Here is a 13,410-nt window from a genome sequence, read left to right as displayed (position 1 = left end):
TCGGGTGCGCGCAGGTAACATCCACGTACAAAGCGCCCTACTCGCCCCAGATTCGGGGCTCTCTCTGGCAGCCCACACCATGACCCAGCACACATTCCAGCGCGGCCGCGCCGATGCCACCCCGCTTTCACGCCCTGAACCACGGATCACGCGCTGGGCCGCTCCGGCCACGCTGGCAGCGCTGCTGCTGACAGCCTGCGGCAGCACCCCGCTGCCGCCCTGGCCCTCCACGCCAACGGCCCAGCAGCGCAGCGCCCCTGCGCCCCTGCCGCGCGTCCAGCAAGGCACCGTGGTCCCCGCGCCGCTGGGACAACAGACACCCGCGCAGGTGCCGCCACCGCGCGCCGCCGTGGTGGCCAGCCCCCTGCCCCAATCCGCACCGCTTCTGGTGCGCGACGAAGCGCCCATGGCGCCGCCCTATGGCGATGCAGTGGCCGCGCGGTTCCCCAACCCGTCAGTGGTCTACAGCACCCCCGGTCTGGGGGCCGACCGCAGGGCCTTCACGACCAATGCCGAGGTGGGCCAATGGCTGCGCAGCCTGAGCGACAGTGCGCCCCGTAGCGGCACGCGCACCCAGCTGCTGCAGATCGGCACCTCGCAGCGCGGCGAGCCCATACAGGGCCTGCTGGTCACCCGTGCCGCCGGCACAGACCCTGCCAGCCTGGACAAGAGCGGCCGCCCCACCGTCGTACTGATTGGGCAGCAGCATGGCGACGAACCCGCCGGCAGTGAAGCCCTGTTGGTCATCAGCCGCGAGCTGGCCCAGGGCCTGCTTGAACCGCTGCTGGACCGCATCAACGTGGTGGTGGTGCCCCGCGCCAACCCGGATGGCGCCGAGGTGGGCACGCGCGTTACTGCCAACGGCGTGGACATGAACCGCGACCACCTGTTGCTCAATACCCCCGAAGCCCGCGCCTTGGCGCAGGTCATCAACGACTACCGCCCCATCCTCGTCGTGGACGCCCACGAATACACCGTGGTGGGCCGCTATCTGCAGAAGTTCAACGCCATCCAGCGCTACGACGCGCTGCTGCAATACACCACCACCGCCAACTACCCCGAGTTCCTCACCAAGGCGTCGCAGGAGTGGTTTCACCAGCCCATGGTGGCCGCCCTCAAGGCCCAGGGCCTGACGAGTGACTGGTACTACACCACCTCGACCAACCTGCAGGACAAGCGCATCTCCATGGGCGGCACCCAGCCCGACACGGGGCGCAACGTCCACGGCCTGAAAAACACGGTCAGCCTGCTGATCGAGACCCGGGGTGTGGGCATTGGCCGCATGCACATCCAGCGCCGCGTGCATGCGCAGGTCACCGCCATCACCAGCGCCCTGCGCACCACCGCAGAACGCGCCGCCAACCTGGAGCAGGTGCGCTCGTTCGTGGCCCGCGACGTGAGTGCCCTGGCCTGCCGTGACCAGGTGGTCATCGAGGCCGAGGCCACACCCACCCAGCGCGACCTGGATTTTCTGGACCCCGAGACCGGCGCAGACCGCAGTATTCGTGTGGACTGGAACTCATCGCTGACGCTGCGCAACACCAAGGTGCGTGCACGGCCCTGCGGCTACTGGCTGTCGGCGGACGCCAGTGCGGCCGTGGAACGTCTGCGCCAACTGGGCATCCAGGTCATGCGGGTGGCAGAGCCTGGCTCCGTGCTGGCCGAGAGCTACCGCGAAACCACGCGCGAAGCCGGCAACCGCCAGGACGTGATCGGCACCATTGCTGGCAGCGGCGACATCGTTCGCGTGCAGGTGTCCACACTGCGCAGCGCCATCGACGCGCCCGCTGGCAGCTTCTATGTGCCGCTGAATCAGCCGCGTGCGAACCTGGCCGTGGCTGCGCTGGAGCCCGACACGCAAAACAGCTACTTTGCCAACCATCTGATCCAGGAGCTGGGCCAGAGCGCACGCGTGATGGCTGTGCCCTCTCTGGTGTTTGAAGAAACGGATTGACCCTCGCCGTGAGGCAGGCCTCTGGCGGCGTGATGCCGGGGCTTGTCACCCAGGCGGGGGTAGATGGGGCACTCCGTGAAGACGCCGTCCGGAAGCTACGCTGCCCCCTTGAGTGCCGCCATCAATTTGCTATCAATCAAATAGCTGCTTAGGCATATTCTTCTAGCGCAACCGGCAGATTTGGCTCATATCATGCCGGTCCGTGCAGTGGCGCAGGTCGCGTGGCGCGGGACTGACGCTCCCGGGCACGCTCCAGCACGTGGCGGGTCATGGCCTGCGCCAAGGCATCTTCTGCAAGGAACACCTGGGCGTGGCTGCATTCCTGCACCAGCCGCTGGGCCTCGTCCTCATTGTGGCTGCGCACCACAATGTCCACACCCGGGTTCAAAGTCTGCGCGGTCTCGATCATCTGGCGCACCTGCAATGCGTCGGGGGTGGCCACCACCAGCATCGCGGCCCGCGCGATGTGCGCCTGGATCAGCACTGCGGGCTCCACCGCGTCGCCAAACACTGCGGCCACGCCATCGGCACGCAAGGCCTCCACCAGTTCCCGGTTCTGCTCGGCCACCACAAACGGAATATCGTTGGCCGCCAGAGTCGCCGCCACGCGCCGCCCCACCCGGCCGTAACCAACCAGCACAACCTGCCGCGCGAGATAGCGTGAATCGGTGGTCGTGGGTAACTCGGCCAGGGGATCATCACGCTGCTCCAGCCGTCTGGCCCACGCGGACCGGGCACGCAGCCAGTCTTGCAACGGTGCAATGGCACGGAACAACAACGGGTTGAGCGCCATGGAGAACAAGGCGCCCGCCAGCACCAGACTGGCCCCCTCCGGCGGCAGCAGGCCCAATGAAGATCCCAGTGCGACCAGAATGAATGAGAACTCCCCGATCTGCGCCAGACTGGCCGACACAGTGAGCGCCGTGTTGAGCGGATAACGGAACGCCAGCACCAGACCCGCTGCGGCCACGGTCTTGCCCAGCATGATGATGGCAACCACCGCCAGCACCTGCAGCGGACGCTCCCACAAGACCGCCGGGTTGAACAGCATGCCGACGGACACGAAAAAAAGCACGGCAAATGCATCGCGCAGCGGCAGTGATTCGTGCGCAGCACGGTGGCTGAACTCTGACTCCCGCATCACCATGCCTGCAAAGAAGGCCCCAAGCGCAAATGACACGCCAAACAGTGCTGCCGAGCCGAACGCAATGCCCACCGCCGCGGCCACCACACACAGCGTGAACAGTTCACGCGACCCGGTGCGTGCCACCTGCCATAACAGCCAAGGAAACAACCTGCGCCCCACCAATAGCATCAGCGCCACAAACCCGCCCACCTGCAGCAGCGTCCACCCCAGCGTGCGCCAGAGCTGCGCGGCATCCAGGTCGGCCCCGGTGCCGCCTCCCAGCCACCCCCCCAGCGGTGGTAGCAGCACCAGCACCAGCACCATGGCCAGGTCCTCCACCACCAGCCACCCCACCGCAATGCGTCCGGTGTAGCTGTCCAGAATCCCCAGCGTCTCCAGCGCACGCAGCAGCACCACCGTGCTGGCCACCGACAGCGCCAAACCAAACACCAGAGCCCCCCCCATGCCCCAGCCCCACCACAGGGCCAATGCCATACCGAGCGACGTCGCCACCATCATCTGCACCACGGCGCCCGGCACGGCAATCTTGCGCACCGCCAGAAGGTCGCCCCAAGAAAAATGCAGCCCTACGCCAAACATCAGCAGCATCACGCCGATCTCCGCCAACTGGCTGGCCAAGGCTGCATCGGCAACAAAACCAGGAGTGAACGGGCCGATGGCCACCCCCGCCAGCAAATACCCCACCAGGGCTGGCAGCCGCAAACGGGCGGCCAGAAAGCCCAGCACCAGCGCTAAGCCCAAGGCGGCAGCAATGGTGTGGATCAGCGTGACGCTGTGTGGCATGGGCAAATGCTCCAGAGGGCAGGCAAAACGGGGGGATGACCCGGTTATAACCGCATCACCGTCCCGGCAGCAAAATCGCCCCGGCGGCAGCGCCAGGAGCACCGGTCAGGGCGGGTATGATTAGCGCCCTGCGCCAAGCAGTTGCGGACACTCCGCAAGCCGGTCGGCCACACAACCGACCACATCCATCTGCCCGTAGCTCAACTGGATAGAGCAATAGCCTTCTAAGCTATAGGTCGGGGGTTCGAGTCCCTCCGGGCAGGCCAGCCTCTTGGCTGGCAGCTTTCAAGCTCTCTTGCGTACCAATCAAGCCGTTCTGACGAGCGTGGAACGGCCGGGCAATGCCCGCGTCCGCTGGATGACGGATGTGGATCAAGCACCTCGTCGCGTACAGCCCCAACCCTAACGATTGGGCTGCGGCACAGCAGCGTAATTCATGGCAATGGCCTGCACCACGGCACCAATCAATGCCGCATCGCCAGCGCTCTGCGGCAACACGTCGCGCACGATCTGCACCGCGTATTGAAGTTGCTCTTTGGCCAAGGCCGCAGACATGGCGTTGCCGCGTTTTTCACTGGGCGACGCGTCGCGAATCACAAGGCTCATCAGAAACTCCCGAAAGGTTAAGCACGCAGTATGCGCCGTGCGGGACTGTGGTGCGCTGAAGGCTGGGTTATTGATGGAGAAAACCTATTTAGTCCGCGAGGCTGCAAATAGATAAGCGCACGACAACAACCTGAGCCCCAAAGCAAAAAGCGCTGCAACATTTCTGTTGCAGCGCTTTGCTGTTTTGGGGTGGCTGATGGGGCTCGAACCCACGACAACAGGAATCACAATCCTGGACTCTACCAACTGAGCTACAGCCACCGTAGCTTTGTATTATAGCCCGGGATTTTGCCCCCGGACATCAAATTGCTTAATTTTCTGCTGTGACTGCCGTCACAGCCTCAGGGCGCGGCGCCTTGATCTGCACCTTGAAGCGCTGCTTGAGCAATTCATAGTAAGCCAGCCCTTCGGCCGTGGCCAACCACTGCACGTATTGTTGGCGCTCCTGCTGCGCACGCTGCGCGTCCGGCGCCTGGCGTGGCACCACGCGGTTGACCTTGACCACGGCGTAACCGGCAGTCCCCAAATCCACGCCCGTCCAGCCGGGAAGTGTCTCGGCGGGGGCTCGCAGCGCGGCGTCGATGAGGGCGCGCGGCAGGTTCTGGGTTTGTTCACGAGAGACCTCGGTCGCTGCAGCCAGGCCAGTGGCAGAAGACGGTGCGGCCTTCCATGCGGCAAGCTTGGCCTCGCCTTCCTTGCGTGCGAGTTCGGCAGATTTCTCAGCCACATACAAGGTGCGGACACGGGCCTTCACTTCGTCATACGGCAGCGTCAGCGCAGGGGTGTACGCGGTCACACGGCCAGCAGCCATCTGGCTGGGGCCCACTTCCACCGCCTCGGTGTTGCGCTTGTTCTGCAGCGAGTCGGTGGCGAAAAGCGCTTCGAGGAACTTGGCATTGGCCAGCGGGCCCTTGGCACCTGCGGCAGGGGTCCGGGTCACGCCCTTGGCCGTCTGGATCTTCAGCTTGAGCTTGTCCGCCACGGGCTGGAGGCTGTCCGCCTGCTCATACACACCGTTGGTGAAGGCTTCTGCCACCTCGGCAAACTTGCGCTGCGCCTGCTGCTGTTTGAGCTCTGCCTCCATGGTGGGGCGCAGTTCTTCAAACGTGGGCTGACGAGGTGTCTTGATATCGGTGAGCTGGATGATGTGGTACCCAAACTCGGTCTCCACCAGGTCGCTGATTTCGCCTTTCTTCAGCGCAAAAGCAGCCTCTTCGAAGGGCTTGACCATGGCACCCCGGGCAAAGAAATTCAGGTCGCCGCCCGCAGTGGCAGAGCCCTTGTCGTCAGAGGACTTCTTCGCGACTTCGGCAAAGGTGCCTGGCGCCTTGCGAACCTGGGCGAGCAACTCGGTAGCACGGGCCTTGGCCTTCTCGCGGTCTGCAGCGGATGCATCCTTGGGAGCATTCACCAGAACGTGGCTGGCTCGGCGCTCTTCCTTCGCCGTCATGCGAGCCACGTTCTCTTTGTAGTAGGTGCGCAGGTCGTCTTCACCCAGGGTGATGGAAGCACGCACGCTGTCGAGATCGAGCACCACGTACTCGATGGCTGCCTGTTCCAGTTGCTGGAACTGGGCAGGATGGGCTTTGTAGTAAGCCTCCAGGTCCGCATCCGTGGGGGTGACCTTGCTGGCGAAGTCGGTGGCATTGAAGCGCGCAACCTGGATCTCGCGGCGCTCGTACAAAGCGTCGAGCGCGAGCTTGACCTGGGCATCGGTACCAAATGCAGTGCTCATCACACCACCCATCACCTGGTTCACCGAGATGTCGCGGCGCACATTAGCTTCAAACCCTTCGGGTGTCAGGCCTTGCGCGGCCACCAGGGCGCGGTAGGCGTCAGCATCGAGCGTGCCGTCCGGGCGCTTGAGCCCTGCAATCGCAGGGATTTCCTGCAGGCTGCGGGCCAGACGGGCATCGCTGGTCACAAGGTGCATCTTTTGCGCCGCAGCTGCCAGCACTCGGTCACGCACCAAGCGCTCCAGCGTGGCATAGCGGGCACTGGGAGAGTCCAGCAACTTGGGATCGACCGAGGGAGACTGGGCACGAATGCGGTCGGTCTCCATGCGATGGGCATTGTCCCAGTCCGTCTGGTTGATGTTGTTGCCATCGACACGGGCCACTACGGGACTCTTTTCAGAGAAATAGTTGCGGTCGATGCCTACCAGCACAAACGAAGGAATGATCAGCAAGAACAAGAAGATCATCACGATCTTGGAGTGCTTGCGGATGGATTCAAACATGGTCGATCTTTCAGAAGACAAAAAACAAAAGGCGAACTTGCGTTCGCCTTTGTTCGGTGGTGGTGGGTCCTGACGGTCTCGAACCGCCGACCTACTCCGTGTAAAGGAGCCGCTCTACCAACTGAGCTAAGGACCCTACCTAAACTGATCCTCAGTTCAAGGCGTCTTTCAATGCCTTGCCAGGACGGAACTTTGGAACTTTAGCAGCTTTGATTTTAATCGTAGCGCCAGTGCGGGGATTGCGACCGGTGCGGGCAGCACGCTTGCCCACGGCGAAAGTACCGAAACCGACGAGCGACACGGTACCGCCCTTCTTGAGAGTCTTCTTGACGGCCTCGATCGTGGATTCCAGGGCACGCGCAGCAGCGGCCTTGGAGATGTCGGCGTTGGTAGCGATGTGCTCAATCAATTCGGTTTTGTTCACAAGAAGCCTCTCGGAAAAGAGTTAACGGAATGTCTCGCGGATATCTGGTCTTCACACGCTTGCAAGCACAGCCGGGGGCTGGTGGAGAACAAGCGGGGGAATGACTGGCATACACAGCAGTGGCTGCTGCATCAGATTAAAGCCATCGAGTTTCAGAGTGTCAATACAACACGCTGTTTTGCGTCAGCGATGTTTTGAATTCTAGTCGTATTTCACGCTGCGACAGGGCTTGGCGGGCGTTTTTGTCTCAAACACGCCGTATGGGCAGCATTCCGTATTGACACCCCGCAGCCAGCCGTACTCAACGGGCTGCGAGCGCCTGCGCGATGGCTTTGCCCACATCCTGCGTGCTGCCCGTGCCGCCCAGATCAGGGGTGCGAGGAGCACCACTACCGGGTTGCAAAACGGCCTCAATCGCGGCCCGCACAGCGTCGTGCGCAGCGCAGTACCCCAGGAAGTCCAACATCATGGCGCCGCACCAGATCTGCCCGATGGGGTTGGCGATGCCCTTGCCTGCGATGTCAGGCGCCGAGCCGTGCACGGGCTCGAACAGCGACGGCATGGTGCGTGTGGGGTTGAGGTTGGCGCTGGGCGCGATGCCGATGGTGCCTGTGCAGGCCGGTCCCAGGTCGGAAAGGATGTCGCCAAACAGGTTGCTGGCCACCACCACATCAAAGAAGTCGGGGCGCTGCACGAAGTGGGCCGTGAGGATGTCGATGTGGAACTTGTCCACCTTCACATCGGGATAGGCCTTGGCCATCTCGGCCACGCGCTCGTCCCAGTAGGGCATGGTGATGGCGATGCCGTTGGACTTGGTGGCGCTGGTCAGGTGCTTCTTGGGGCGCGACTGGGCCAGTTCAAACGCGAACTTGACCACGCGGTCCACGCCGTGGCGCGACATCACCGTCTCCTGCATCACGATCTCGCGCGGCGTGCCTTCGTACATGCGGCCGCCGATGCTGGAGTATTCGCCCTCGGTGTTCTCACGCACGATCAGCATGTCGATCTCGCCGGGCAGGCGCGGGCTGCCGTCGCGGCGCACCACGGGGGCGATCACGCCGGGCATGAGGCGCGCGGGGCGCAGGTTGATGTATTGGTCGAACTCGCGGCGGAATAGCAGCAGCGAACCCCAGAGCGAGACGTGGTCGGCGATCTTCTCGGGCCATCCCACGGCGCCGAAGTAGATGGCCTCGTGGCCGCCGATCTGGTCCTTCCAGTTGTCGGGCAGCATCTTGCCGTGCTTTTCGTAGTAGTCCCAGCTCGAAAAGTCGAAGTGGTCGAAGTGCAGGTCGATGCCAAATTTGCGCGCAGCCTCGTCCAGCACACGCAGCCCCTCTGGCATGACCTCTTTGCCAATGCCATCACCGGCAATGACTGCAATGCGATGCTTCGCCATTCAGATGCTCCTGAAAATATAGCTGCCTGCGCTTTTCTAACAAGCGCCTCAGGCCTCAAAGACTTGAAAATTATTTGACGCGCGCACGGATCTCGGGCAACGCCTTCTGCAGGTAGTACACCATCGACCAGACCGTGAGCACCGCCGAAGCCCAGATGAGCCAGGTACCCCACACGCCCGTGTCGATCACGCCGAACAGGCGCCCGTCGTACAGCAGGAAGGGGATGGCCAGCATCTGCACCGTGGTCTTCACCTTGCCGATCATGTGCACGGCCACGCTCTTGCTCGCGCCGATCTGCGCCATCCATTCGCGCAGGGCCGAGATCGCAATCTCACGGCCGATGATGATGAGCGCCACGAACACATCGGCACGTTGCAGATGCACCAGCACCAGCAGCGATGCACAGACCAAAAACTTGTCGGCCACCGGGTCCAGGAACGCGCCAAACGACGAGGTCTGGTTGAGCTTGCGGGCCAGGTAGCCGTCCAGCCAGTCCGTGGCGGCAAACACGATGAACATCACCGTCGCGATGAGGTTGCGCGTGGCGGGCTCCAGCGGCGCGTAGAACACCCCCACGATCAAAGGTATCGCGACGATGCGCGTCCAGGTCATCAAGGTGGGGATAGTCCAGAACATGGCGGCGATTGTGTCACGGCGCGGCCGTGGAACGGTGCGGTGCCTATCTCAGGGCCTTGTAAATTTCTTCTGCCAACTCGCGCGAGATGCCATCGACGGTCGCCAGGTCCTCGACACTGGCCGCTGCCACGCCGCGCACCCCGCCAAACCGCTGCAGCAGCCGCGCGCGCTTCTTGGGGCCGACGCCCGCAATTTCTTCGAGCTGCCCACCGCCCACACGCACCTTGGCGCGCGCAGCGCGCATGCCGGTGATGGCAAAGCGGTGCGCCTCGTCGCGGATCTGGGCCACCAGCATGAGCGCGGCCGAGTCCTTGCCCAGGTAGACCTTCTCACGCCCATCGGCAAAGACCAGTTCTTCCAGCCCCACCTTGCGGCCTTCGCCCTTCTCCACGCCCACGATGCGGGTCAGGTCGAGCCCCAGCGCAGTGAACACCTCGCGCGCCACGCCCACCTGGCCCTTGCCACCGTCGATGAGCACCAGGTCGGGCAGACGCGCAGCCCCTTTGCGGGTGGGCGCCCCAGCTTCCGCGTCGGGTGCGGCAAAGTCAATGCCCCCCTCCTCACGCTGCGCCTCCACCACCTTGCTGTAGCGGCGTGTGAGCACCTGGCGCATGGCGGCGTAGTCATCGCCGCCGGTGATGCCCTCGATCTTGTAGCGGCGGTACTCGCTGCTCTGCATCTTGTGGTGGTGAAACACCACACACGATGCCTGGGTGGATTCGCCTGCCGTGTGCGAGATGTCGAAACACTCGATGGTGAGCTGGTCCAGGTCTTCGGGGGGCAGATCGAGCGCCTCGGCCAGCGCGCGGGTGCGGGCCTGCTGCGAGCCCTCCTCGGCCAGCAGGCGGGCCAGTTGCAGGTCGGCGTTTTTCTGCGCCATGTCCAGCCACGCGCGGCGCTGTTCGCGTGGCTGGTGGATAGCGTTCACGCGCAAGCCACTTTGTTCGGTCAGCGCGTCCAGCAAGGCCTTGTCCACCGGCACACTGGTCACCAGCAACGGTGGCACGGGCACGCCAATGTAGTGCTGGGCAATGAAGGCTTCGAGTACCAGGGCCTCCACGGGGCGAACCGGGCGAGACGGGGTGGCCACCGTTTCATCCGCACCGTCCCCACCCTCTTCTTCGAACACCGCCGCAGCGTCCTCGACGTGCACCGGAAAGTACGGCCGGTCGCCCAGGTGGCGGCCACCGCGCACCATGGCCAGGTTCACGCAGGCGCGGCCACCTTGCACGCGCACCGCCAGGATGTCCACATCCTTGTCATCCACCGTCTCGATGGACTGCTGGTGCAGCACGCGCGACAGCGCCTGGATCTGATTGCGCACCTCGGCCGCCTGCTCGAATTCGAGCTTGTCAGAGTGCGCCATCATGCGCACCTCCAGCGCCTGCAGCAGCTCCTGCGTTTCGCCGCGCAGCAGCGCCTCAGCATGCTGCACGTCGGCGGCATAGGCCTCCGGCGAAATCAGGTCCACACAGGGCCCGGTGCAGCGCTTGATCTGGTACAGCAGGCAGGGCCGCGTGCGGTTGGCAAACACGGTGTCTTCGCAGGTGCGCAGCCGGAAGACCTTTTGCAGCAGCTGGATGGTTTCCTTGACGGCCCAGGCGCTGGGGTACGGGCCGAAGTAGCGGTGCTTTTTATCGACCGCGCCCCGGTAGTACGCCATGCGCGGAAACACCTGCCCCGGCGCATCGCCCCGCGTGTGGGCGCCCGGCGTGCCGGTGATCTTGAGATAGGGGTAGCTCTTGTCGTCGCGGAACAGGATGTTGAACTTGGGGTTCAACGTCTTGATGAGGTTGTTTTCCAGCAGCAGCGCCTCGGCCTCGGAGCGCACCACGGTGGTCTCCATGCGCACGATCTTGCTGACCATGTGGCCGATGCGGGTGCCACCATGGTTCTTCTGGAAATAGCTGGACACCCGGCGCTTGAGGTTGAGCGCCTTGCCCACGTACAGCAGCGCATCCTGCGCGTCGAAATAGCGGTACACGCCCGGCAGCGCGGGCAGCGCAGCCACCTGCGCCAGGAGTTCTTCGGAATGGGACATGGCGCGTATTGTGGCCTCGGGCACGGCCTTGCCCATTCACTATCAAATAAATAGCTGCCAGCGCTTATCTAACAAGCGCTAGAAGCCATTTTGATCAAAACCTCTGCACCCCGATCACTCCGCCTCGATCTTCGAGGTCTTCACCACCTGCGCCCAGTTGGCCAGATCGGCCTTCACCTTATCGCCCAGTTGTGCCGGGGTCTGGTAGTCGGCCGTGGCGCCCTGCTCTTGCGCCTTCTGCTGGAAGGCTGGGTTCTGCACCACGGTGCGGATATCGGCCGTGAGCTTGTCCACCACGGCCTTGGGTACGGCCGCCGGGGCAAACACCGCAAACCACGAGGTGGCATCGACCTTGGGGTAGCCCGCTTCGGCCGTGGTCGGCACATCGGGCAGGCTGGGCAGGCGCTGCTTGCCCGTCACGGCCAGCACGCGCAGCTTGCCGCTGGCGATGTGGGGCATGAAGGGCGGCGCTGTCCCAAAGGTCAGGTCCACCTGGCCGCCCAGCAGGTCCTGCAGCGCAGGGCCCGTGCCCTTGTAGGGCACGTGGACCATCTTGATGCCGCCCTGCTGCTCCAGCATGGCACCCGTGACGTGTTGCAGCGAGCCATTGCCCGACGAGGCGTAGTTGAGCTTGCCGGGGTTGGCCTTGGCGTAGGCGATCAGCTCGGGCAGCGTCTTCACCGGCAGGTCGGCCCGCACCACAATGATCTGCGGGGCCGAGATCACATTGGCCACGGGCTGGAAGTCGCTCTGCTCCCACTGCTTTTGTTTGGTGATATGGGGCGAGATGACGTGGTAGCCCGAGTACTGCATCAGCAGCGTGTAGCCATCGGCCTCGGCCCGCTTGACGGCGCTGGCCGCAATGTTGCCGTTGCCCCCGCCCTTGTTGTCTGCGATGACCGACTGGCCCAGCACCGGCGCCAGGGCCTGCGCCAGCATGCGGGCCGACAGGTCGGTGGTGCCGCCGGCGGCGGTGGGCACCACCAGGGTGACGTTTTTCGAAGGATAAGCGCCCTGCGCCGCTGCGTGGCCGATAAAGCCTGTGGCCAATGCGGCGAGGGCCAGGGTGGTGAACTGCTTGCGGGTGGTTTTCATGAAAGCGATGTCTCCGTTGTCGTTGTTGTCAAAAATCTGAAAAGCGAGGAACCGTTGGGTGCCCAGAAAAATGCGCGGTCAATCGACCGTGGCACCCGTGTCCTTGACCACGCGGCTCCACTTGGGCAGGTCGGACTGCACCAGCGCCGCCAGTTGCGCTGCAGTTCCCTTGAAGGGCTCACAACCCACGGTGGCCAGTTTCTCGACCACATCCTTGTGCTCCAGCGCGCGCGCCACCTCGGCCTGCAGTTGCGCGACGATGGGCGCGGGCGTGCCCGCCGGGGCAAAGAGCGCGTACCAGGGCGCCTGGCCAAAGCCCTTGATGGTTTCGCCAATCGTGGGGGCATCGGGCAGCGCGGCCACGCGCTTTTCATTGACCACGCCCAGCACCTTGAGCTTGCCCGCCTTGATGAACGCAATGGCCGACGGGAGGCTTTGCACCGACAGCGGCACCTGCCCGCCCACCACGTCGGTGGCTGCAGCAGCGGAGCCCTTGTAGGGAATATGCTGCAGCTGGATGCCTGCGGCCTTTTGCAGCATTTCGCCAATCAGATGGTTCAGCGTGCCATTGCCCGCCGAGGCAATCGAATACTTGCCGGGGTTGGCCTTGGCCAAGGCCACCATTTCGGCCACGGTATTGGCGGGGAAGGATGGGTGTGCCACCAGCACATAGCCCGCAGTCGCCACGGGTGCCACGGGGGCAAAGTCCTTCACGGGATCAAAGCCGGGGTTCTTGTAGAGCGCGGGACCAATCACGTGGGCGCTGTCAGCCGTGAGCAGCAGCGTATAGCCGTCGTTGCGAGCTCGGGCCGTGGCGCCGGTCGCCAGCGTGCCGCCCGCGCCAGGGCGGTTCTCCACGATCACGCTCTGGCCCAGTTGCTCACCCAGCTTTTGCGCCACCACACGCGCAATGGCGTCGTTAGCACCGCCTGCGGCCTGGGGCACGACCACGGTGATGGGTTTGGAGGGGTATTTGTCCTGCGCGTCTGCCGCAAAGGCGGCAGAGCACAACACAGCAGCGGTGAAGAGGCGGCGCGACAGAGTGGGGAAGGTCATGGTTTTGTCTCCTGTTGTGATGGGGAATGCAG

10 protein-coding genes and 3 tRNA genes are annotated in these 13,410 nt (G+C 64.0%); 2 read left to right on the top strand and 11 right to left on the bottom strand.

Annotated elements, in window-relative coordinates; genetic code table 11:
• Positions 1 to 79 precede the first annotated feature (79 nt).
• Positions 80 to 1,954, top strand: coding sequence for a M14 family metallopeptidase (locus DNK89_RS17865; RefSeq protein ID WP_110961179.1), 1,875 nt, complete (start codon positions 80 to 82; stop codon positions 1,952 to 1,954).
• 190 nt (positions 1,955 to 2,144) lie between these two features.
• Here DNK89_RS17865 and ybaL read toward each other — a convergent pair whose 3' ends face one another.
• On the bottom strand, positions 2,145 to 3,884 hold the full coding sequence (gene ybaL, locus DNK89_RS17860; RefSeq protein ID WP_110961178.1) for a YbaL family putative K(+) efflux transporter: 1,740 nt from the start codon (positions 3,882 to 3,884) through the stop codon (positions 2,145 to 2,147).
• Positions 3,885 to 4,073: 189 nt separating this feature from the next.
• Here ybaL and DNK89_RS17855 point away from each other — a divergent pair.
• Positions 4,074 to 4,150 (top strand) — tRNA-Arg (locus DNK89_RS17855).
• Positions 4,151 to 4,286: 136 nt separating this feature from the next.
• On the opposite strand, the gene DNK89_RS17850 is transcribed toward DNK89_RS17855, so the two are convergent.
• From DNK89_RS17850 to DNK89_RS17805, 10 genes are all read right to left on the bottom strand, one after another.
• Complete coding sequence (locus DNK89_RS17850; protein ID WP_056064167.1) at positions 4,287 to 4,490, bottom strand: hypothetical protein; 204 nt, start codon at positions 4,488 to 4,490, stop codon at positions 4,287 to 4,289.
• 185 nt (positions 4,491 to 4,675) lie between these two features.
• Positions 4,676 to 4,751 (bottom strand) — tRNA-His (locus tag DNK89_RS17845).
• Between the two features lie 49 nt (positions 4,752 to 4,800).
• Positions 4,801 to 6,729, bottom strand: a complete 1,929-nt coding sequence (locus DNK89_RS17840; protein WP_110961177.1) for a SurA N-terminal domain-containing protein — start codon at positions 6,727 to 6,729, stop codon at positions 4,801 to 4,803.
• A gap of 60 nt (positions 6,730 to 6,789) precedes the next feature.
• Positions 6,790 to 6,865, bottom strand: a tRNA-Val gene (locus tag DNK89_RS17835).
• Positions 6,866 to 6,880: 15 nt separating this feature from the next.
• Positions 6,881 to 7,153: an HU family DNA-binding protein gene (locus tag DNK89_RS17830; RefSeq protein ID WP_008906675.1), complete on the bottom strand. Its 273-nt coding sequence runs from the start codon at positions 7,151 to 7,153 to the stop codon at positions 6,881 to 6,883.
• A gap of 301 nt (positions 7,154 to 7,454) precedes the next feature.
• Positions 7,455 to 8,549 carry a tartrate dehydrogenase gene (locus DNK89_RS17825; RefSeq protein ID WP_110961176.1) on the bottom strand — a complete coding sequence of 365 codons (1,095 nt, stop codon included), beginning with the start codon at positions 8,547 to 8,549 and terminating at the stop codon, positions 7,455 to 7,457.
• Between the two features lie 70 nt (positions 8,550 to 8,619).
• Complete coding sequence (gene pgsA / locus DNK89_RS17820) at positions 8,620 to 9,186, bottom strand: CDP-diacylglycerol--glycerol-3-phosphate 3-phosphatidyltransferase (protein ID WP_015014722.1); 567 nt, start codon at positions 9,184 to 9,186, stop codon at positions 8,620 to 8,622.
• 43 nt (positions 9,187 to 9,229) lie between these two features.
• Positions 9,230 to 11,227, bottom strand: a complete 1,998-nt coding sequence (gene uvrC, locus DNK89_RS17815; RefSeq protein ID WP_110961332.1) for an excinuclease ABC subunit UvrC — start codon at positions 11,225 to 11,227, stop codon at positions 9,230 to 9,232.
• A 114-nt stretch (positions 11,228 to 11,341) separates the two neighbouring features.
• A complete protein-coding gene (locus DNK89_RS17810; protein ID WP_015014724.1) occupies positions 11,342 to 12,322 on the bottom strand; it encodes a tripartite tricarboxylate transporter substrate binding protein in 981 nt (326 codons plus the stop codon).
• 78 nt (positions 12,323 to 12,400) lie between these two features.
• Positions 12,401 to 13,378 (bottom strand): tripartite tricarboxylate transporter substrate binding protein, encoded by a 978-nt coding sequence (locus DNK89_RS17805; RefSeq protein WP_110961175.1) that lies wholly within the window; start codon positions 13,376 to 13,378, stop codon positions 12,401 to 12,403.
• Positions 13,379 to 13,410: the final 32 nt, after the last annotated feature.

Source organism: Acidovorax sp. ST3, from assembly GCF_003231145.1.
GTDB lineage: Bacteria > Pseudomonadota > Gammaproteobacteria > Burkholderiales > Burkholderiaceae_C > Acidovorax.
The sequence above is the reverse complement of the archived record's forward strand: the minus strand, read 5'-3'. Positions and strand labels throughout refer to the sequence as shown.

Coding starts and splice junctions, on each gene's coding strand:
- DNK89_RS17810 (WP_015014724.1), bottom strand. CDS start 12,322: ATGAAAACCACCCGCAAGCAGTTCACCACCCTGGCCCTCGCCGCATTG.
- pgsA (WP_015014722.1), bottom strand. CDS start 9,186: ATGTTCTGGACTATCCCCACCTTGATGACCTGGACGCGCATCGTCGCG.
- DNK89_RS17825 (WP_110961176.1), bottom strand. CDS start 8,549: ATGGCGAAGCATCGCATTGCAGTCATTGCCGGTGATGGCATTGGCAAA.
- uvrC (WP_110961332.1), bottom strand. CDS start 11,227: ATGTCCCATTCCGAAGAACTCCTGGCGCAGGTGGCTGCGCTGCCCGCG.
- ybaL (WP_110961178.1), bottom strand. CDS start 3,884: ATGCCACACAGCGTCACGCTGATCCACACCATTGCTGCCGCCTTGGGC.
- DNK89_RS17805 (WP_110961175.1), bottom strand. CDS start 13,378: ATGACCTTCCCCACTCTGTCGCGCCGCCTCTTCACCGCTGCTGTGTTG.
- DNK89_RS17840 (WP_110961177.1), bottom strand. CDS start 6,729: ATGTTTGAATCCATCCGCAAGCACTCCAAGATCGTGATGATCTTCTTG.
- DNK89_RS17865 (WP_110961179.1), top strand. CDS start 80: ATGACCCAGCACACATTCCAGCGCGGCCGCGCCGATGCCACCCCGCTT.
- DNK89_RS17850 (WP_056064167.1), bottom strand. CDS start 4,490: ATGAGCCTTGTGATTCGCGACGCGTCGCCCAGTGAAAAACGCGGCAAC.